At 42.3% G+C, this 19,403-nt stretch carries 19 protein-coding genes; 7 read left to right on the forward strand and 12 right to left on the reverse strand.

What is annotated here, in order from left to right; all coding sequences use genetic code 11:
• The first annotated feature begins 370 nt into the window (after window positions 1–370).
• The 5 genes from EQY75_RS01095 to EQY75_RS01115 all read left to right on the forward strand — a co-directional run bounded on the left by EQY75_RS01095 (window position 371) and on the right by EQY75_RS01115 (window position 3,542).
• Window positions 371–1,168, forward strand: coding sequence for a MotA/TolQ/ExbB proton channel family protein (locus EQY75_RS01095; protein WP_129602089.1), 798 nt, complete (start codon window positions 371–373; stop codon window positions 1,166–1,168).
• A 23-nt stretch (window positions 1,169–1,191) separates the two neighbouring features.
• Window positions 1,192–1,635, forward strand: a complete 444-nt coding sequence (locus EQY75_RS01100) for a hypothetical protein (RefSeq protein ID WP_129602091.1) — start codon at window positions 1,192–1,194, stop codon at window positions 1,633–1,635.
• 13 nt (window positions 1,636–1,648) lie between these two features.
• Window positions 1,649–2,257, forward strand: a complete 609-nt coding sequence (locus EQY75_RS01105) for an ExbD/TolR family protein (RefSeq protein WP_129602093.1) — start codon at window positions 1,649–1,651, stop codon at window positions 2,255–2,257.
• A gap of 18 nt (window positions 2,258–2,275) precedes the next feature.
• A complete protein-coding gene (locus EQY75_RS01110) occupies window positions 2,276–2,758 on the forward strand; it encodes an ExbD/TolR family protein (RefSeq protein ID WP_129602095.1) in 483 nt (160 codons plus the stop codon).
• 97 nt (window positions 2,759–2,855) lie between these two features.
• Window positions 2,856–3,542 carry a porin family protein gene (locus EQY75_RS01115; RefSeq protein WP_129602097.1) on the forward strand — a complete coding sequence of 229 codons (687 nt, stop codon included), beginning with the start codon at window positions 2,856–2,858 and terminating at the stop codon, window positions 3,540–3,542.
• Between the two features lie 16 nt (window positions 3,543–3,558).
• Here EQY75_RS01115 and EQY75_RS01120 read toward each other — a convergent pair whose 3' ends face one another.
• From EQY75_RS01120 to pyrH, 6 genes are all read right to left on the reverse strand, one after another.
• Window positions 3,559–4,164, reverse strand: coding sequence for a hypothetical protein (locus tag EQY75_RS01120; RefSeq protein ID WP_129602099.1), 606 nt, complete (start codon window positions 4,162–4,164; stop codon window positions 3,559–3,561).
• Window positions 4,164–5,621, reverse strand: coding sequence for an RNA polymerase factor sigma-54 (rpoN, locus tag EQY75_RS01125; protein ID WP_129602101.1), 1,458 nt, complete (start codon window positions 5,619–5,621; stop codon window positions 4,164–4,166). Before rpoN ends, EQY75_RS01120 begins: the two co-directional genes overlap by 1 nt.
• Before the next feature lie 43 nt (window positions 5,622–5,664).
• Window positions 5,665–7,092: an asparagine--tRNA ligase gene (asnS, locus tag EQY75_RS01130; RefSeq protein WP_129602103.1), complete on the reverse strand. Its 1,428-nt coding sequence runs from the start codon at window positions 7,090–7,092 to the stop codon at window positions 5,665–5,667.
• Window positions 7,093–7,186: 94 nt separating this feature from the next.
• Window positions 7,187–9,592: an efflux RND transporter permease subunit gene (locus EQY75_RS01135; protein WP_129602105.1), complete on the reverse strand. Its 2,406-nt coding sequence runs from the start codon at window positions 9,590–9,592 to the stop codon at window positions 7,187–7,189.
• A gap of 352 nt (window positions 9,593–9,944) precedes the next feature.
• Window positions 9,945–10,499, reverse strand: a complete 555-nt coding sequence (gene frr, locus EQY75_RS01140) for a ribosome recycling factor (protein WP_129602107.1) — start codon at window positions 10,497–10,499, stop codon at window positions 9,945–9,947.
• A gap of 41 nt (window positions 10,500–10,540) precedes the next feature.
• Window positions 10,541–11,248: a UMP kinase gene (pyrH, locus tag EQY75_RS01145; protein WP_129602109.1), complete on the reverse strand. Its 708-nt coding sequence runs from the start codon at window positions 11,246–11,248 to the stop codon at window positions 10,541–10,543.
• A gap of 177 nt (window positions 11,249–11,425) precedes the next feature.
• Between pyrH and EQY75_RS14295 the strand changes: the two genes are divergently transcribed.
• Window positions 11,426–11,557, forward strand: coding sequence for a hypothetical protein (locus EQY75_RS14295; RefSeq protein WP_281278416.1), 132 nt, complete (start codon window positions 11,426–11,428; stop codon window positions 11,555–11,557).
• Between the two features lie 48 nt (window positions 11,558–11,605).
• Here EQY75_RS14295 and tsf read toward each other — a convergent pair whose 3' ends face one another.
• From tsf to rplM, 4 genes are all read right to left on the reverse strand, one after another.
• Window positions 11,606–12,430, reverse strand: a complete 825-nt coding sequence (gene tsf, locus EQY75_RS01150; protein WP_129606872.1) for a translation elongation factor Ts — start codon at window positions 12,428–12,430, stop codon at window positions 11,606–11,608.
• A 55-nt stretch (window positions 12,431–12,485) separates the two neighbouring features.
• Window positions 12,486–13,619, reverse strand: a complete 1,134-nt coding sequence (gene rpsB, locus EQY75_RS01155; protein WP_129602111.1) for a 30S ribosomal protein S2 — start codon at window positions 13,617–13,619, stop codon at window positions 12,486–12,488.
• A 215-nt stretch (window positions 13,620–13,834) separates the two neighbouring features.
• A complete protein-coding gene (gene rpsI, locus EQY75_RS01160) occupies window positions 13,835–14,221 on the reverse strand; it encodes a 30S ribosomal protein S9 (RefSeq protein WP_129602113.1) in 387 nt (128 codons plus the stop codon).
• Entirely contained in the window at window positions 14,221–14,676 is a 456-nt protein-coding gene (gene rplM, locus EQY75_RS01165) for a 50S ribosomal protein L13 (RefSeq protein WP_129602115.1), read from the reverse strand. The genes rpsI and rplM overlap by 1 nt, the downstream gene beginning before the upstream one ends.
• Before the next feature lie 236 nt (window positions 14,677–14,912).
• Here rplM and EQY75_RS01170 point away from each other — a divergent pair, with 236 nt between their 5' ends.
• Window positions 14,913–15,410 carry a lipocalin family protein gene (locus EQY75_RS01170; protein ID WP_246019937.1) on the forward strand — a complete coding sequence of 166 codons (498 nt, stop codon included), beginning with the start codon at window positions 14,913–14,915 and terminating at the stop codon, window positions 15,408–15,410.
• Between the two features lie 70 nt (window positions 15,411–15,480).
• On the opposite strand, the gene polA is transcribed toward EQY75_RS01170, so the two are convergent.
• Complete coding sequence (gene polA / locus EQY75_RS01175) at window positions 15,481–18,315, reverse strand: DNA polymerase I (protein ID WP_129602119.1); 2,835 nt, start codon at window positions 18,313–18,315, stop codon at window positions 15,481–15,483.
• Between the two features lie 57 nt (window positions 18,316–18,372).
• Complete coding sequence (locus tag EQY75_RS01180) at window positions 18,373–19,365, reverse strand: isoaspartyl peptidase/L-asparaginase family protein (RefSeq protein WP_129602121.1); 993 nt, start codon at window positions 19,363–19,365, stop codon at window positions 18,373–18,375.
• Window positions 19,366–19,403: the final 38 nt, after the last annotated feature.

Raw genomic sequence — 19,403 nt, forward strand, 5'->3', positions numbered from 1 at the left:
CTGCGCAGCAGAAAAGTTCATGAATGTATTGCCAGCATACCATTATGGGAAGCAGGAGCGCAGCGACTGAATCCTACAGCTGATGGAGCAAATGGATTTCTGCGCAGCAGAAAAGTTCATGAATGTATTGGCAGTATACAATTTTTTGAAGCATGAGACGATCGAGTAAATCTCTGTCTATCTGCTGCTCACGTTTATATTGTTTAATGATGAGTTACAAAAATTAGGAATTCTAATTTTTCCACTTATATTTGTCAAGATGACAATAAACTAACGTTTTATCGATTCTTAACGCAAGACTTTTAATAATTAATTGTTTATTTTTAATATCTTTAAATCCTATTAACTAACTAAATTCAAGTTGAACAAAATGAAAAGATTATTCTCGATCCTGGCTATGGCTGGGCTATTTGTCCTAAGTACAAATACGGTAAGCGCAAAAGCGAATGCAATGGTTTCTAATCTGTCTGCAACTGTTGCAACCGCAGTATTGACGATTCAGGAAACGCCAGCTGAAGAGATGGTGGAAGATTCCGAGAAAGGCTTCACTCAGGTCTTGAAGGAGCAATTTATTCAGGGGGGTGCCGGATTTATGGGCATTGTTCTCCTGTGTTTAATTCTCGGTCTGGCAGTGGCTATTGAAAGGATTATTTATCTCAATATGGCCAGCACAAACACAGATAAATTAAAACAACAGGTGGAAGATGCTTTGGCTTCCGGAGGCGTTGAAGCCGCTAAGGAAGTTTGCCGGAACACAAGAGGTCCAGTTGCCTCAATCTACTATCAGGGGCTCGATAGGGCCGGTGAAGGTGTTGAATCTGCCGAAAAGGCTGTTGTAGCCTACGGAGGTGTTCAAATGGGTCAATTAGAGAAAAACGTATCCTGGTTATCATTATTTATCGCTATTGCACCTATGCTTGGGTTCATGGGAACGGTAATTGGTATGATCCAGGCCTTCCAGAAAATTAGCGCCGTGGGTAACTTAAGTGCCTCGCTTATCGCAGGTGATATTCAGGTGGCATTATTAACAACAGTATTTGGACTTATTACTGCGATCATTCTTCAGATTTTCTACAACTACATCATCGCTAAGATCGATGGTATTGTTAATGATATGGAAGATTCTTCGATCACGCTGATCGACATGTTGGTAGATCACAAAAAATAATAAGACCCTAAATACAAGAGATTATGAATAAAATTGTAAAAATAGTATTGGCTGTTTTGGGTCTTATCTCTGCAGTGCTTTGGTATCAATTGCCAGGGCGGGATGAGCCTGCTTCCATTGCTGTAGATAGCATGGCCATCACAGGGATGTTTACCATTACCTATATCTTGCTGGCTGTAGCTGTGGTAGTGAGTTTAGTTTTTACCCTCGTCAACCTGTTCGCTCATCCCCAGAAATTAAAGAAGACTCTGATAACTATCGGAATGTTTCTTATTGTTTTGGGCTTCGCCTGGGCTATATCCTCAGGAACTGATGTGAATCTGGATGAAATGGCCAGAAGAGGTATCCCTACGACAGAAGCTACCGTTAAGAATATTGGTACAGGATTGAATCTATTTTTCCTGTTGGTGATAATCGCCGTAGTTTCTATGCTATGGGGAGGAATTAAAAAGATGACTAATAAATAATAAATCTTAAGCTATGTCTAGAAGAGGAGGACCACCAGAAGTAAATGCAGGCTCGATGGCAGACATTGCCTTTTTACTGCTTATCTTTTTCCTGGTAACGACCACTATAGAAACTGATGCGGGACTAGACCGGATGCTGCCACCTATGGAGCCGCCGGAAGATAATGTTGTGATCAAACAGAAGAATATCTTCACGGTGAATATCAATAAAAGTGGACAATTACTGGTTGAAGAGGAATTGACAAATCTCAAGGACCTGCGCTCAAAAGCGATGGCTTTTCTTGACAACGGTGGAGATGGAACTTGCAATTATTGTAAAGGACGCAAAGACGAGTCTTCTTCTGATAACCCTTCTAAAGCAATTATCTCCCTGAAAAATGACAGGGAGACCAAATACGGAACCTATATTACTGTTCAAAATGAATTGGTAGGGGCCTATAACGAGCTGAGGAATAGAGAGGCACAGCGCTTGTACGGTAGAGATTTTACGGATATGGAAGCAGAATTCCTTAATCCGGAAACGCCCTCGAGCATAAGGGATGACCTGAAAGAGAAAGTTAAGAGGGTTCAGGATTTATTCCCTCAAAAGCTCTCTGAAGCAGAAACCTCTACCTCAAACTAATTTAAGGAACACTAGATTATGGCTAAATTCACAAAGAAAAAAGACGGGGATCTTCCAGCTGTTTCAACAGCTTCCCTTCCTGATATTGTATTTATGCTCTTGTTCTTTTTCATGACAGTAACTACCATGAAAGATAGTTCGCTTATGGTAGAAAACGTACTGCCAAATGCGAGTGAGGTAAAGAAGTTGGAAAAGAAAGACAGGGTATTATATATTTATGTGGGAACACCTACGAGAGATTATCAGAAGGTGTTTGGAACTGAACCTAAGATTCAGCTCAATGATAAGTTTGCCAATGTTACTGATGTTGGTGACTTTATCCTAGAAGAAAGAGCAAAGAAACCACAGGAATTACAAAATGTTTTAACCACCGCTTTAAAAGTGGATAAGAATGCCAGTATGGGTGTTATATCCGATATAAAGTTGGAATTGAGAAAGGTAAATGCCTTAAAGGTAAACTATACTACCTACGAAGGGGATGCCTTTAGAAACATTCAGTAATATTCTGAAGGAAAACAAATTGAAACGCTCCACTTTTTAGGAGCGTTTTTTTATTTGCGTTCATGTCAATTTCCGTAAATATTCTACCTTTAGTTTCATGCGAGACTGCTTAATTACCTTAATTGCATTTCTGCTGATCTTACCATTAGTAGCACAGGATACTTCACCGGAGGTAGATTCTGAGTATCTCGAGGATCAATTTTATGTCGGACTTACATATAATTTCATTCTTAATAAACCCGAGGTAGTCAATCAGCAAAATCTGTCCTACGGCTTGCAAATGGGCTTTATAAAAGACCTGCCTCTTAACCCGGGGAGAACTACAGGCCTCGGAATTGGTATAGGCTACGCCGTTAATTCCTACTACACCAATTTACAGGTGAGTGAGGTAGTCGACGGCTTTGAATACAGTTTACTGGAGAGTGATCTCGATACAAAACGAAACAAGGTAGAAACCCATCTGATAGAGTTTCCGATGGAAATTCGATTTCGAAATTCTACGCCCACCGAATACAAATTCTGGCGTTTCTATGCCGGAGCAAAATTGGGATATGTCGTTGGGGCTCGGGCTAAAACCGTCACCAATGATAATAAGAATTCCTTTTATGTAACCGATATTGAAAACTTCAGATATGGGTTAACCGCCAATTTTGGATATAACACCTTTAATATCCATATTTACTACGCACTCAATAATCTATTTAATGAAGGTTTGCAACTCAACTCAGGTGAAGACCTCACCTTTACACCACTGAGAATCGGGCTCATTTTTTATATCCTTTAAGAAGAGTCCTCTATCCTTATAACCAGAATTTCAACGTGAGGAGTTGCGATACAACACCCACTAAAAATCCGATCAAAAGCTCCGATCTGCTGTGTGCTTTTAAAAACAGTCTTGATGAGGCAACAAGACCTGAGGCAAAGAACATAAGACTAATAGCCACAACGATATTGCGTTCAAAATGAATGCTCAGCGCTATTAAAAACATTAGAATACTTCCCATCCCCATCATGTGCAGGCTGGTTTTAAAGGGAATAATTAGCAGTAGCAAACAGGTACTGGTTGCAGCTATTAGGCCTAAAAAGAAAAAGTAAAGTTCGAGTGTATAATGGTCAGGGATCACTTTTAAGAGGATCATCAACAAAAGGATAAGACTGATCATCAAAGGATACTTGCGTTCTTCCGGCCTCGACAGGAAAATGGTCTGAACAATGCCAAGATTCTTTAGGATAAAAAAACTGAGAATAGGAATTATTATGGTTAGGATAAAAATAGGCAGGATATTTCCGCTTCTCATTTCCAGGGTAGTATACTTCGGTGTAATCAAAAAGTAGGAAACGGTTCCTGCAAGGGGTACAAAGATGGGGTGGAAGATATAAGATACCAATTTAGAGAGAAAACGCATCAGATCTCCTTCCTTAATCGGGCTACTGGAATTCCCAGCTGTTCCCTGTATTTAGCTACAGTCCTCCTGGCAATAGGATAGCCCTTTTCCTTTAGAATTTTAGCCAGCTTGTCATCGGTTAACGGCTTGCGTTTGGGCTCTTCCTTAATTACGGTTTCGAGAATTTTTTTGATTTCCCGGGTAGATACGTCCTCACCCTGTTCGTTTTTCATCGATTCCGAAAAATACTCTTTGATAAGCTTGGTACCATAGGGAGTGTCTACGTATTTACTGTTTGCCACTCTTGACACTGTAGAGACATCCATCTCTATGGTGTCGGCGATATCTTTGAGAATCATCGGACGCAGTTTGCGTTCGTCACCTGAAAGAAAATACTCCCGTTGATATTCCATAATGGCGTTCATGGTAATATAAAGGGTTTGTTGACGCTGTCTTATCGCGTCAATGAACCATTTAGCGGCGTCTAGTTTTTGTTTGATAAAAAGAACCGCATCTTTCTGGGATTTAGACCGTTCCTTAGCGCTCTTGTAGCCCTTGAGCATATTGCTGTACTCTTTTGAAACATGAAGTTCCGGAGCATTACGGCTATTCAGGCTTAACTCGAGTTCACCTTCAACAATACGTATGGAGAAATCAGGCACGATGTGCTCAATAATCCGATTATTTCCTGAATAGGATCCACCCGGTTTGGGATTTAATTTTTCGATCTCTGATATGGCATCTCTGAGGTCCTCTTCAGAAATGTTGTGCTTCTGAATGAGTTTCTTGTAATGTTTCTTCGTAAAATGATCGAAGGATTTTTCGAGGATAAGAATTGCAAGGTCAATTGCAGGACTTGGATCTTTTCTTTTCAATTGTATCAGCAGGCATTCGTCCAAGGAACGGGCAGCCACCCCGGGCGGATCGAGATCCTGCACTATATTCAGTACCTTCTCTATGGTTTCCTTATCCGTGTAGATATTCTGTGTAAAGGCCAGATCGTCCATAATATCACTTATCGGCCGTCTGATATATCCGCTTTCGTCTACACTACCTACCAAAAATTCGGCTATAGCCCATTCCTCGTCACTGAGGTAAAAAGTATTTAGCTGATTGATAAGGTATTGATTAAAAGAGATACCTGCCGCATAGGGTACGGATTTCTCTTCCTCATCAGCACTGTAATTGCTGGTTCTGGTTCTATAGTCGGGAATCTCGTCATCACTCAGATAGTCATCAATATTGATGTCCTCCGTATTTATCGTATCGCTATCCTCATCGCTCTGGTAAACGTCTTCAAACTCATCTTCATAAGTATCCTTTTCCTCTTTTCCGGTTTCCAATGCTGGATTCTCTTCCAATTCTTGCTTAAGCCTTTGTTCGAAGGCCTGAGTGGGCAATTGGATTAGCTTCATCAGCTGAATCTGCTGAGGTGAAAGCTTTTGAGAAAGTTTAAATTGTAAGTGTTGCTTTAGCATCGGGGGCTCTAATTCTGGTCACATAAAAGTAACGAATTTACCTTTAGAACTCCGCATTCTGCGGTGTTCTTGGAAACGGAATTACATCCCGGATGTTGCCCATTCCCGTGGCAAATTGCACAAGCCTTTCAAATCCAAGTCCGAATCCACTGTGCACTGCTGTTCCGTATTTCCTGAGGTCGAGATACCACCATAGTTCCTTTTCATCGATTCCAAGGGCTTCGATCTTCTCCAAAAGCACTTCCAATCGCTCTTCCCTTTGGGACCCACCGACAATCTCCCCAATCCCGGGAAATAAGATGTCCATGGCCCTTACGGTTTTACCATCTTCATTAAGACGCATGTAAAAGGCCTTTATTTTGGCGGGGTAATCATAGAGGATTACCGGACACTTAAAGTGTTTTTCCACGAGGAATCGCTCGTGTTCACTTTGAAGGTCTGCACCCCATTCTTCAATGAGATATTGAAATTTTTTCTTTTTGTTAGGCTTACTGTTCTTAAGTATTTCTATGGCTTCGGTATAGGTAATCCTCACGAATTTATTATCGATCACAAATCGGAGCTTATCAAGCAATGAAAGTTCGCTGCGTTCGGCTTGTGGCTTCGTCTTTTCCTCGTCCAGAAGTCTTTTTTCCAGGAAGTTAAGATCCTCGGCACAATGCGCTACAATATACTTGAGTACCTCTTTTATAAAGTCTTCTGCGAGGTCCATATTGTCTTTCAGGTCGTAAAAGGCCATTTCCGGCTCTATCATCCAGAATTCTGCCAGGTGCCTTGAGGTATTTGAATTCTCAGCACGGAAGGTAGGACCAAAAGTATAGACCTTTCCGAGGCCCATGGCATAGGCCTCAGCCTCTAATTGCCCTGATACGGTAAGATTGGTCTCTTTTCCAAAAAAGTCTTCTTTGAAATTCACCTCACCCTCCTCGGTAAGCGGAGTGTTCTTCAGATCCAAAGTGGTAACCCGAAACATTTCTCCGGCACCTTCTGCGTCCGATCCGGTGATGATGGGCGCGTGCATATAATAAAATCCATTTTGCGTAAAATACTGATGAACAGCAAATGACAGGGCAGACCGCACCCTCATTACAGCGGCAAAAGTGTTGGTCCGCACTCTTAAATGCGCTTGTTCGCGCAGAAATTCCATGGAGTGTTTCTTGGGTTGTATAGGGTAAGTCTCGGCATCTGCAGTACCGTGAATATGGAGTTCATTGACTTGTATCTCCACGGCCTGACCTCTTCCCTGACTGGCAACCAACTTCCCTTTAACCTTTAAGGCAGCTCCTGTAGTCACCTGCTTGAGAAGGGCCTCGTCAAAATTTTCAAAGTCGACCACGCATTGAATATTATTCAAGGTCGATCCATCATTTAAAGCAATAAAACGATTACTTCTAAAGGTTTTAACCCATCCGTTGACCTCCACAAGCTGGTCCTGAGGAGTCTCTTTTAATAGCTCTTTGATATTTACCATGGCCGGATAAAACTATTTCTGTTTAGCCCCGCAAAGATAACTCTTTGGGCAAAACTTTATACTCTGAAGCCCCCTATTATTCGACTTCCCGCTTTTAAACATTGATATTCTCGCTCTCGGGCAACTCGTCTTTGGGGAGGATGTCTATCTGTGGTTTTTTCATCACCTCCTTGTTGGCTATACTGCGTTCCAGGGACAAGAGTAAAGAGGGGAGAAGGATGAGGTTAGCGAGCATGGCAAAGAGGAGCGTTGCAGAAACCAAAGCTCCGAGTGCGACTGTCCCACCAAAGCTGCTGAGAACAAAGACAGAGAAGCCAAAGAATAAGACTATTGAAGTGTAGAACATACTCACCCCGGTTTCCCTGAGGGCTGCGTAAACCGATTTTTGAATCTGCCAGTGGTTTGCCGTTAATTCCTGCCGGTACTTAGCCAGAAAATGTATGGTGTCATCTACAGATATCCCAAATGCAATACTAAAGACGAGGATAGTAGAGGGCTTAATGGGTACTCCTACAAATCCCATAACGCCTGCTGTGACGACCAGGGGTAGTAGATTGGGAATCAGGGAGATCACTATCATTCTGAATGAACGAAATAAATAAGCCATAAAAAGAGCTATTAGTCCGATCGCCAGCGTAAGCGATAAAATCAAATTCTTGACCAGGTACTTTGTTCCTTTGAGAAAAAGCAAGGCTTTTCCCGTCATTGAGGTCTTGTAACGATCTTCGGGAAAGATCTTTTCAATGTTCTCGAGCAAACGGGCCTCTATTTCCTCCATACGCTCCGTCTTTACGTCTTTGATAAAGGTGGTGACCCTTGCAATCTGTCCTGTGCTGTCTACAAAATTCTTCAGCAATTGGCCGTCGCCTTCCGACTTCCTGACTACATTCATGATGAAAGTATTCTCTTGTGAAGTGGGCAACTGGTAGTATTTGGGAATTCCATTGTAAAATGCCTGCTTGGAATACTTGACCAATTCAACCACAGAGGTGGGTTTAGAAAGTTCCGGTACTTCCTTGATCCTTTCCCCTAATTCATCAATTTTTCGAAGATTTACAGGTCTGAGCACCCCGTTTTTCCGGTCGGTATCTATGACAATCTCGACGGGCATTATTCCGTCAAATTCTTCTTCAAAAAATCTGATGTCCTTATAAAACTGAGCACTTTTCGGCATATCCTCAATTGGGCTACCGGAAATACGGATCTGATAAATTCCAATGATGCTTGCTACCAACAGCATTACTGATACTACATAAACACCAATTCTCCTTTCCCTGACTATACGCTCCATCCAATTGACGAATGCATCTATCCATCTTTTGTTGAGATGCTTCAAATGCTTTGTTTTAGGAAGCGCCATAAAACTATAGATGATGGGAATGATCAGCAGGGATAGAATAAAAATAAAGACAATGTTGATTGATGCCACGATTCCAAATTCGGTCAGTAGTTTACTGTCCGTAATAATAAAGGTGGCAAAACCTGAAGCCGTAGTTATATTGGTCATCAGTGTAGCGTTCCCAATCTTGGAAATTACCCTTTGAAGGGAAAGGGCTTGGTTACCGTGCTTTTTTACTTCCTGCTGGTATTTGTTGATAAGGAAAATGCAATTGGGGATACCGATAACGATGATTAAAGGAGGGATCAGGGCTGTAAGAACTGTTATTTCATACTGCAGCAAGCCCAGAATCCCAAAGGCCCACATTACCCCAATAATCACAACACACATGGAAATCAATGTGGCGCGAAAACTCCTGAAAAAGAAAAAGAAGATCAATGAAGTAACCACCAGAGCAGCCGTAATAAACATTCCGATCTCATCAATAATGTTCTGGGCATTCATCGTTCGGATATAGGGCATCCCTGAAACCCGCACGTCTAAGCCGGTTTCAGTTTCAAAATTTTGAACGAGAGTTGAAAAATCGTTAAGAATAAAATCCTTCCTCACTGAAGTATTCACGATATCCTTGTCCAGGTAGACAATAGTCCTGATGGTCTCGCTCTCCTTGTTAAATAGCAGCTGATCGTAAAATGGGAGGTTATTAAAAAGGTGGTGTTTTAGGCTATCAATGGTCTGTTGGTTATCAGGCTCCGACTTAAGAAAGGGTTTCAGCACAAATTCTTGCAGTTCATTGTCTTTTACCAGCTCCTTTAAATTATCGGTGGAGATTACGAATTCTACCTCAGGGAAAGCGTCGAGCTGTTTGCTTAAAACGTTCCATCGGTTGAAATGTTCAGGAGTGTAAAGATTGGAATCCCTTATGGCAAGGACGATGGCGTTGCCTTCTTCTCCAAACTGCTTTAAGAATTCTTCGTATTCAAGGTTGATGGGGTGATCATCAGGCAGGAGGTTGGCTTCCGTATTGGAAAACCGCATGTTTTGCCATTGAAAGCCAAAGAATACGGTTATTGCAGCAATGATCACCAGGATCAGGATCCGATTTCTCAGGATGATTCTTGCGGTCGCCGGCCAAAAATTTTGTGAGAGCTTTGCTACCATATTCTTCCTAAAAAGGCCTGGTTGTGATTTTTAAACGGATATTAAAACTTCCCTAGAAGAAGAATAAAACTTACGCAAACCAAGGCTTTTCAAACGCGGTCAAAGGTAGAAAATGCACGGCAGTGTTCCTAGTTTCCCACAGGGAAATACCATAAAGGGTTAATGGATAAAGCGTACATTTATAAATATTGAAAGTGTAATCACAGCAAAGAAATGTCGCAGCATAAAAAATTCTGGAAGTTTGAACGAAAAGTCTACAGAGTACTGATTATTCTGTGTACCATCGTTCTGGTGCTTGCGATAATAGCGATGTACTTTTATGAGAGTAAAGGATCGGAATAGGATTTCGAAATTATACCTTCATGATCTCTGCTTCTTTCAGCTCGAGGATATTGTCAATTTTCGTCACGTAATTATCCGTCAGTTCCTGAATGTCAATGATGGCATTTTTCTCAAGATCCTCTGAGATATCTAGGTTTTTAATTTCTTTATTGGCTTCTTGTCTGGCGCTTCGGACGCTCACTTTGGCATCTTCTGCCTCAGCTTTGGCCTGCTTTACCAACTGCAATCTTCGCTCTTCTGTTAAAGGCGGCACATTTATAATTACAAAATCGCCATTATTCATGGGATTAAATCCGAGATTGGCGTTCATAATAGCGGTCTCGATAACCTGAAGCATACTTTTTTCCCAGGGCTGAACGGAGATCGTTCGAGCGTCAGGGGTATTGATATTGGAGACTTGAGAAAGCGGAGTTTGGGATCCATAATAATCCACCATTACCGATGAGAGCATCGCAGGGCTTGCCTTTCCGGCGCGGATCTTTACCAGTTCCTTTTCCAGGTGCGAAATAGCACCATCCATACTTTCTTTGGCTGAATCTACGACAAAATTAACCTCTTCGTTCATAAACTAAATTTAAAAACAAAGTAACACAATTTTTTGAAAAACTAAAGATTTACAACGGTACCAATATTTTGTCCTGACACGATCTTTAGGAGATTTCCTTTTTTATTCATGTCGAACACCACAATTGGCAATTCATTTTCCTGACTTAAAGTAAAGGCGGTAGTATCCATCACTTTTAATCCTTTTCTCAGCACATCGTTGAACGAGATCTTATCAAACTTAGTTGCCGTTTTGTCTTTTTCCGGATCACTGGTATAAATTCCGTCAACCCGGGTTCCCTTCAGGATAACATCAGCCTCAACCTCAATTGCCCTGAGTACCGCGGCAGAATCTGTTGTAAAATAGGGATTTCCAGTACCTCCACCGAAGATGACTACTCTGCCTTTTTCCAAATGGCGCATGGCACGTCTGCGGATAAAGGGCTCGGCGACCTCGTTGATTTTGATAGCCGACTGAAGTCGGGTCTGTACTCCTTTATCTTCAAGGGCACTCTGAAGTGCAAGGCCATTAATTACTGTCGCCAGCATCCCCATATGATCTCCCTGAACGCGATCCATGCCACTACTGGCGCCTGCCAGACCCCGGAAGATGTTTCCTCCCCCAATGACAATGGCGACCTGAATTCCTTTCTCTACTACTTCTTTGATTTCTTCAGCGTAAACTGAGAGTCGGGCGGGATCAATACCATATTGCTTTTCCCCCATTAAGGCTTCCCCGCTTAGTTTGAGAAGAATTCGTTTGTACGCCATATTTTTAGTGTGATTTGCAGACAAAAATAGTTAAAATATTCGAGGCGTTTCTGTTGGCCTTAGTCGGATTTTCCAGATCTTGTATAATAAATAGACCTTGGATGAATAAAAGCATCTACTTTTTACCCTTTCTTTTGTTGCTCCTGGGATGTGGATAAGGAAATTAAAATTACCCTGATGAGAGATGGAGAATTGATAGAGGTGGAGGGGAAAGCGGGCATACCTATTTATACAGAACGAATACTATTTGAAAAGGAGAATGCCCCGGAAGATATCATTTCCCTGAGGCAAGCTTGGTTAGGAGAATAAAAAAACCGCCTTTGTTCGAAAGGCGGTTTAGTTTGAAAAAATATCTGTTTATCCCAGAGCAACTCTTTCGAATCCTGTTACTTCCAGGTTGGAATCAACAGATTTAACGTATTGAGCTACACTCTTTTTGCTGTCTTTGATAAAATCCTGATTCACCAAAGTATTGTCCTTAAAGAAACGCTTGAGTTTTCCTTGAGCGATCTTGTCCAACATCTCTTCAGGCTTTCCTTCCTGCCTCAACTGATCTTTGGCAATTTCAATTTCTTTGTCGATTGTTTCCTGATCCACTCCGGACTGGTCCAATGCAACAGGATTCATAGCGGCGGCCTGCATAGCAACGTCTTTGGCAGCTACATCTGCTCCATCAACAGCAGCCGATAATCCAACCAAAGTCGCGATCTTATTCCCTGCGTGAATATACGATCCAACAAAGGGAGCAGACAACTTCCTGAATCCACCTATTTCGATCTTTTCTCCGATCACTCCGGTTTGTTCAGTAAGTTTTTCCTGAACGGTAATTCCATTGAAATTCGCCTGAAGGAAAGCATCCTTGTCATTGTATTGAAGAGCTACTTCTGCTAATTCAGTAGCCAGGTTTACAAAAGTCTCATTCTTCGCAACAAAGTCGGTTTCACAATTCAGGGAAATGATTACTCCGGCCGTTTTATCGTCATTCACTTTGGCGATAGCGGCGCCTTCTGAGGAATCTCTGTCGGCCCTTTTTGCGGCGACTTTCTGTCCTTTTTTACGGAGGATCTCGATAGCTTTGTCGAAATCACCCTCGGCTTCTACCAGGGCGTTTTTACAGTCCATCATTCCGGCTCCGGTGGTCTTTCTCAATGTATTTACGTCAGCGGCGGTAATTTTTACCATCATAATATTGTTTTTTGAATTGCCAAAAACTTGACAATCTGTACGTTATTTTAATTTATTCAACTCCGGCTTTGGTGTTGTCTTGCCATTCCTTTAACTCGTCCCATTTACCATCGGCAGCCATCTTTGCCTGCTTTGGCCATGATGCCGGATTCTTTGAGGCATAGCGAGCACCCGCATCCGCCAGGATAGTCTTTAGGTCCTCTTCAGACTTTTCAGCCAACTCTGCAAAAGAGTTGATTCCGGCCTTGTTAAAGACCTCAGAAATTTTTGGACCAATGCCTTCAACTTTTGTCAGATCATCAGCTGCGGCTTTAGTGGCTTTTTTAGGAGCTTCTTTCTTCGGAGCTGCCTCCTTATCATCAGCAACTTTTTCAGCTTTGGGTGCTGCTTTGGCTTTAGGAGCTTTCTCAACTTCTTCCTTTACGGCTTCAGTCTCTTTCTTCTTAGCCTTAGGAGCTTTTGCTTCCTGTCCTTCGCTGGCCGCCTGCTTCTCTGATTTACGCTCAGTTAAGCCCTCTGCAACCGCATTGGTTACATGAGTCATGATGATTTCTATCGATTTTGATGCATCGTCGTTTGAAGGGATAACAAAGTCGATTGGGCGAGGATCAGAATTTGTATCAACCATCGCGAAGATCGGGATGTTCAATTTCTGAGCTTCTTTTACGGCGATGTGCTCACGCATGGTATCGACAATAAAAAGTGCACCAGGAAGTCTGGTCATTTCAGAAATTGATCCGAGGTTCTTTTCGAGCTTCGCACGAAGACGATCAACCTGTAAACGCTCTTTCTTGGATAGGGTGTTAAAAGTACCATCCTTTTTCATCCGGTCAATGGACGCCATCTTTTTCACCGCCTTACGGATGGTGACAAAGTTAGTTAACATTCCACCTGGCCATCTTTCAGTGATGTAGGGCATATTCACATTCGCTACCTTTTCTGCAACGATGTCTTTAGCCTGCTTTTTAGTGGCTACAAATAATATTTTCCTTCCGGATGCAGCAATTTTCTTTAAAGCTTCTGAGGCTTCTTCGAGTTTAGCTGTGGTTTTGTAGAGGTTGATTACATGGATTCCGTTGCGCTCCATATAAATATACGGGGCCATATTGGGATTCCATTTTCTTGTGAGGTGACCGAAGTGTACACCTGCTTCTAAAAGATCTTTTACTTCTGCTTTTTTTGCCATTTTAATTAGTTTACGTTCTTATGAATTAGCAATGGCCGAGTGGTATTCTAAAACAGAACGCCTCAACCATTTAGATGCTAAACTAAATTTTACCAAATCTCGCTTCGGTTATTAAGGATGAAGCGGGGATTCAGAATTTTAATTGTCCCATGACGAGGGACTTTCAATGAACCTGGGTTACTCTATATATGCTCCAATGAGCACGATTAATAATATTATCGTTTTGAGAACTGGAATTTCTTACGGGCTTTCTTCTGTCCGTATTTCTTACGTTCCACCATTCTTGGATCTCTGGTTAAGAGTCCTTCTGGTTTTAAAGTCAGTCTGTGTTCAGCGTCAATTTCACAAAGTGCTCTTGACAATGCAAGTCTGATTGCTTCAGCCTGGCCGGTTATTCCACCTCCGTATACATTGACTTTTACGTCATAGGCATCTTCATTATTGGTAATCGCAAAAGGCTGCTTTACTTTATACTGAAGAGTAGCGGTTGGAAAGTATTCGGTGAGATCTCGCTTGTTGATTGAAATCGCTCCCTTACCCTTAGAAAGATATACGCGGGCTACAGCCGTTTTCCTTCTGCCAATTTTATGAACTACATCCATTATTTAAGATCGTTAAGATTAATAGTTGTTGGTTTCTGTGCCTCTTGCTGATGTTCAGCTCCTGCATAAACTTTAAGATTTCTGAATAATTCAGCTCCTAATTTATTCTTGGGAAGCATGCCTTTAACAGCTCTTTCTACCACTGAAGCAGGATTTTTTGCTTTCAGTTCTCCAGCAGTCATGGAACGCTGACCACCCGGGTATCCGGTATGTCTTATATAGGTTTTGTCCTCCCATTTATTACCCGACAACTGTATTTTTTCAGCATTTATGATAATCACATTATCCCCACAATCTACGTGAGGAGTGAAGTTGGGTTTGTTCTTTCCTCTCAGAATAATAGCCACTTTAGAAGCTAGTCTTCCGAGCGTTTGTCCATCCGCATCTACCAGCAACCATTGCTTTTGCACGGTAGCTTTATTAGCTGAAACAGTCTTGTAGCTCAATGTATCCACTACGATTTAATTTAAGATTTAAACTTTTCCTTCCCGAATAACGGGCTGCAAATGTACAATTATTAAGTTGAATTACAAATGGTTGTTTTCTACTTTTTCATTTTTTTCTGACTTTTTAATGGCATTTATAAAAGAAAAATCCCAAGCGCAATTCTACATCTATAAAGAGTTGGGCCCATTTAATATACTTTTCCCCTAAAATGTTCGTTTTTAGGAGTAGATAAAACCATATGATTATGAGAAATACTCTTGTACTTTTCTTATTAGGCGGATTAATTATTAGCTCCTGTTCAACGGATAAGGTGGACGGAACCTCTCCTGATGCCATTCTTGGAACCTGGGACCTTACCGCCCTTGATATTGATCAGCAAACAGCTAGTGACGAAGAAGAATTCGGACAGGTAATCCTTAGTGAACTCTCTGCTGAGAATTGTTATTTGGTGAGCCTTACCTTCAATCAGGATTCCAGCCTGATTACTGAGGACGCCTCCAATTATCTCGAAATCGGAGTCAATGCAGGAGGCACAGGATTAGAAGTGCCCTGTCCTTCTCAAAGGGATACGGAAACTACTACTTACACTTATGCTGACGGGGTCTTGACCTTTGTGGATGAAAACCAGGCCACAGTATCTTTAAATGTTACCATCGATGGTAGGACAATGATAATCTCCGCTCAGGAACTCGATGTGGAAAATTTCAACGCAGGCGGCGAATTGATCTTTTCAAAAAGATAAACCAATATAAAACATAAAAAAAGCCCTTCGTAGATGCGAAGGGCTTTTGTATTTTAAACAAAGGCAATGATTAATGGGCTTCGAGCCAGTTTTCGCCAACACCCAATTCTACATCAAGAGGAACTTTGAGTTTATAAGCCGATTCCATGGAAGACTTGATCATCTTTTTCACTTTCTCCAATTCAGGTTTAAAGACATCAAAAACCAATTCATCGTGTACCTGTAGTAACATTTTAGTTTTGTAGTTCCCTTCCTCTAATTTCTTGTGGATATCAATCATCGCAATCTTTATAATGTCTGCCGCACTACCCTGAATTGGGGCATTGATTGCATTCCTTTCTGCTGCGCCCCTGACAACGGCATTGCTGCCATTGATATCCTTGAGGTATCGGCGCCGGCCCAGCACGGTTTGCACATAGCCGTGTTCCCGGGCAAAATCGACCTGATCCGCCATATACCTTCGTAATTTGGGATAGGTCTTATAATAAGTATCTATGAGTTCTTTGGCTTCTGTCCTCGAGAGATCTGTCTGATTACTCAACCCAAAAGCCGATACACCATATATAATACCGAAATTCACTGTTTTTGCATTTCCCCTTTGCTCTCGGGTAACTTCTTTTAAAGGAATATTAAAAACCTTAGATGCGGTTGAAGCATGGATATCCTCTCCGTTTTTAAACGCTTCAATCATAGTGTCCTCGTCGCTGAGGGCTGCGATGATCCTCAATTCTATCTGGGAGTAATCCGCGGCAAGCAGGGTATAATTCTCATCTCTGGGCACAAATGCCTTCCTTACCTGCCTCCCGCGTTCTGTGCGAATCGGGATATTCTGCAAATTGGGATTGTTACTGCTAAGTCGGCCCGTGGCGGCCACGGTCTGCATATAATCTGTATGAACTCTGCCCGTACTTGCTTCAACTTGGTTGGGCAGGGCGTCTACATAGGTGCTTTTTAATTTGGCTAACCCACGGTACTCGAGTACATCTCTTATGATTTGGTGGTCTTTGGCCAGATAGGATAAAACATCCTCTGCCGTTGAATACTGCCCGGTTTTGGTCTTTTTAGGCTTATCTACCAATTTTAACTTGTCGAAGAGAATTTCTCCCAATTGTTTAGGAGAACCGATATTAAAAGTTTCTCCTGCCTCTTGATAGATCTTTTCTTCAAGCGTCTTGATATCTGTGTCCAATTGCTCAGATAAACTATTGAGGAACTCTTGATCCAGATTGATGCCTTCCATTTCCATATCGGCTAATACCCGTAAAAGCGGAATCTCGATATCCTTGAAAAGTTCCATGGTTTTAGCCTCCTTTAATTCCTTCTGAAAATGCTGAGCCAGCTGCAGGGTAATATCGGCATCTTCCACGGCGTATTCTGTCTGCTGTTCCAAAGGAACGTCCCGCATGCTAAGTTGATTTTTACCTTTCTTGCCTATTAATTCGGTGATTGAAACGGGAGTGTAATTAAGATAGGTTTCGGAGAGTACGTCCATATTATGGCGCATATCCGGATTGATGAGGTAATGGGCGAGCATGGTGTCAAAAAGCGGGCCTTTAACCTCTACGCCGTATTTCCGCAATACTTTGATATCGTATTTCAGATTCTGTCCTACTTTTTCAATTTCGGTGGAAGAGAAGAAAGGATGGAGCTTTTCCAGCAAGTCATCGGCTTCTTTTCTATCCTCGGGAAAAGGCAGGTAGAATCCTTTGCCAGCCTCCCAGGAAAATGCAATACCAACCAATTCGGCCTGCAATGGGTTTAGCGAAGTGGTTTCAGTGTCGAAACACACTTTGTTTTGCTTAATAAGATTCGATAGAAATAAGTCAAGAGCCATTCCCGGCTGTATACTCTGATAGACATGCGGAACATCTTTTATGGTTTTTCTTCCCGAAACCACATCCAGGGTGGCTGCATCCGAACCATTGTTGCCAAAGAGGGTAAACTGTCCGCTCCCGGCAGCTTTTGCTTCTTGTTTTGCTGTTTCCGTGCTGGTTACCATGGTTGGCGTTCCTTCGGTCTCGCCGGAAAATATTTTGATGAATTGCTCCCTTAGCCTACGAAATTCGAGCTCCTCAAATATCTCCTGTACCTTTTCATTGTCGGGCATGGAGAGTTCGTAGTCTTTGGCATCAAAGCTTACATCGCAGGTAATACAAATGGTCGCCAGTTGTTTTGAGAGTCGACCTAATTCTGCATTTTCTTCAACTTTCTCCTTCATTTTGCCTTTCAGCTGGTCTGTGCTATCCAGCAAAGTTTCCATGGTGCCAAATTGCTGAATAAATTTCTTAGCGGTTTTTTCACCGACCCCGGGCAGTCCGGGAATGTTATCACTTGCATCGCCCATCATTCCCAGGTAGTCTGTGACCTGTTCGGGCCGCTCCACCCCAAATCTTTTTTGAACTTCGGGAATTCCCCAGATCTCAATACCATTACCCATTCTCGAGGGACGATACATAAAAATATTTTCCGATACCAGTTGCCCGAAATCCTTGTCAGGAGTCACCATAAATACTTTGTACCCTTCTTTTTCGGCTTGTTTGGCCAGGGTGCCTATTATATCATCCGCCTCAAGCCCTGACACTTCCACACTGGGTATATGCATCGCTTTTAAGATCTTCTGAATATAAGGCACTGCTATTTTTATAGCGTCGGGAGTCTCATCCCTGTTGGCCTTGTATTCGGGATACAGTTCGGTGCGTTCCGTGCTGCCATCCTTGTCGAAACACACAGCCAGATGATCGGGTTTTTCCCTTTTGATGACATCGAAAAGGGAGTTCATAAAGCCCATGATGGCCGAGGTGTCCATCCCTTTGGAATTGATCCTGGGGTTTTTGATCAAAGCGTAATATCCCCTGAAAATTAGCGCGTAGGCATCGAGTAAAAAAAGTCGTTTCTGATCGGACATAAATCAATTTTTAGACAAGAATTCAAAGCTACAAAGAATATAACCCATCTTAAAGGATCAGCTTTTAATATAACTCTCGGCCGGGATGTTTTGATGTCCCTCTTCCGTGTATTTGCGATAGGAAAATCCTGGATGTATGCAATATGCACCCGTCTCCCCTGCCTTGTTTACGGCAATGAAACCAATCTGGATATCCCTGTAATTCTCCTTTTTGGCAATAATTCGTTTTACCCCTTCCTCACAGGCTTCCTGTGGAGATTTGCCTTGCCGCATTAATTCCACAATAAGAAAGCTACCTACAGTGCGTACCACTTCTTCCCCCATACCAGTGGCTGTGGCCCCACCGATTTCATTATCCACGAAAAGCCCTGCGCCGATAATAGGAGAATCTCCTACCCGTCCTGCCATTTTATAGGCCATCCCGCTGGTGGTGCAGGCACCTGCAATATCTCCGTTAGAATCGATTGCCAGCATACCAATAGTATCGTGGTTTTCAATATTGATAACGGGTTCGTATTTGGAAGTTTTTTTCCATTCCAGCCATTCCTTTTTTGACTTTTCCGTGAGTAGATCATCTTGTGGAAAACCCATTTCAAGGGCAAATTGTCTCGCTCCGTCACCGGCAAGTATCACATGAGGCGTTTCTTCCATGACCTTACGTGCCACTGAAACAGCATGGACAACATCCTGAAGGTATACCACCGCACCGCATCGGCTATCCTTATCCATAATACAGGAATCAAGAGTTACTTTCCCATCCCTGTCTGGGCGGCCTCCTTTGCCCACCGATTGATTGGTCACATCTGCTTCTTCCACCATGACTCCTTGCTCAACAGAATCCAGTGAATTTCCTTTGCCTGCCAGAACCTCAAAGGCCTTGGCTGTGGCATTAGGAACATCCCAGGTGGCAATCACAATCGGCTTTGTTATGCTTTGATTTGATATTACTGTCTTGGTTTTACTTTCAGGCCCACATGAAGCGGCCAAAGTTCCACCTATAAGAGCAGCCCCTCCAAGCCCCGAGTTTTTTAAGAACTTTCTTCTTTTCATAGATTGAGGTTGATTACTTTTATAAGCTTAAAGATAGG

This window comes from Muriicola soli, assembly GCF_004139715.1.
GTDB lineage: Bacteria > Bacteroidota > Bacteroidia > Flavobacteriales > Flavobacteriaceae > Muriicola > Muriicola soli.

Excerpts from the sequence above, each read along its gene's own strand:
- EQY75_RS01170 (WP_246019937.1), top strand. The coding sequence starts at position 14,913 with ATGAGAAATACTCTTGTACTTTTCTTATTAGGCGGATTAATTATTAGC.
- polA (WP_129602119.1), bottom strand. The coding sequence starts at position 18,315 with ATGTCCGATCAGAAACGACTTTTTTTACTCGATGCCTACGCGCTAATT.
- frr (WP_129602107.1), bottom strand. The coding sequence starts at position 10,499 with ATGAACGAAGAGGTTAATTTTGTCGTAGATTCAGCCAAAGAAAGTATG.
- rpsB (WP_129602111.1), bottom strand. The coding sequence starts at position 13,619 with ATGGCAAAAAAAGCAGAAGTAAAAGATCTTTTAGAAGCAGGTGTACAC.
- EQY75_RS01115 (WP_129602097.1), top strand. The coding sequence starts at position 2,856 with ATGCGAGACTGCTTAATTACCTTAATTGCATTTCTGCTGATCTTACCA.
- rpoN (WP_129602101.1), bottom strand. The coding sequence starts at position 5,621 with ATGCTAAAGCAACACTTACAATTTAAACTTTCTCAAAAGCTTTCACCT.
- EQY75_RS01120 (WP_129602099.1), bottom strand. The coding sequence starts at position 4,164 with ATGCGTTTTCTCTCTAAATTGGTATCTTATATCTTCCACCCCATCTTT.
- EQY75_RS01180 (WP_129602121.1), bottom strand. The coding sequence starts at position 19,365 with ATGAAAAGAAGAAAGTTCTTAAAAAACTCGGGGCTTGGAGGGGCTGCT.
- EQY75_RS01095 (WP_129602089.1), top strand. The coding sequence starts at position 371 with ATGAAAAGATTATTCTCGATCCTGGCTATGGCTGGGCTATTTGTCCTA.
- EQY75_RS01110 (WP_129602095.1), top strand. The coding sequence starts at position 2,276 with ATGGCTAAATTCACAAAGAAAAAAGACGGGGATCTTCCAGCTGTTTCA.
- EQY75_RS14295 (WP_281278416.1), top strand. The coding sequence starts at position 11,426 with ATGAGAGATGGAGAATTGATAGAGGTGGAGGGGAAAGCGGGCATACCT.
- asnS (WP_129602103.1), bottom strand. The coding sequence starts at position 7,092 with ATGGTAAATATCAAAGAGCTATTAAAAGAGACTCCTCAGGACCAGCTT.
- EQY75_RS01135 (WP_129602105.1), bottom strand. The coding sequence starts at position 9,592 with ATGGTAGCAAAGCTCTCACAAAATTTTTGGCCGGCGACCGCAAGAATC.
- tsf (WP_129606872.1), bottom strand. The coding sequence starts at position 12,430 with ATGGTAAAAATTACCGCCGCTGACGTAAATACATTGAGAAAGACCACC.
- EQY75_RS01105 (WP_129602093.1), top strand. The coding sequence starts at position 1,649 with ATGTCTAGAAGAGGAGGACCACCAGAAGTAAATGCAGGCTCGATGGCA.
- EQY75_RS01100 (WP_129602091.1), top strand. The coding sequence starts at position 1,192 with ATGAATAAAATTGTAAAAATAGTATTGGCTGTTTTGGGTCTTATCTCT.
- rpsI (WP_129602113.1), bottom strand. The coding sequence starts at position 14,221 with ATGGATGTAGTTCATAAAATTGGCAGAAGGAAAACGGCTGTAGCCCGC.
- pyrH (WP_129602109.1), bottom strand. The coding sequence starts at position 11,248 with ATGGCGTACAAACGAATTCTTCTCAAACTAAGCGGGGAAGCCTTAATG.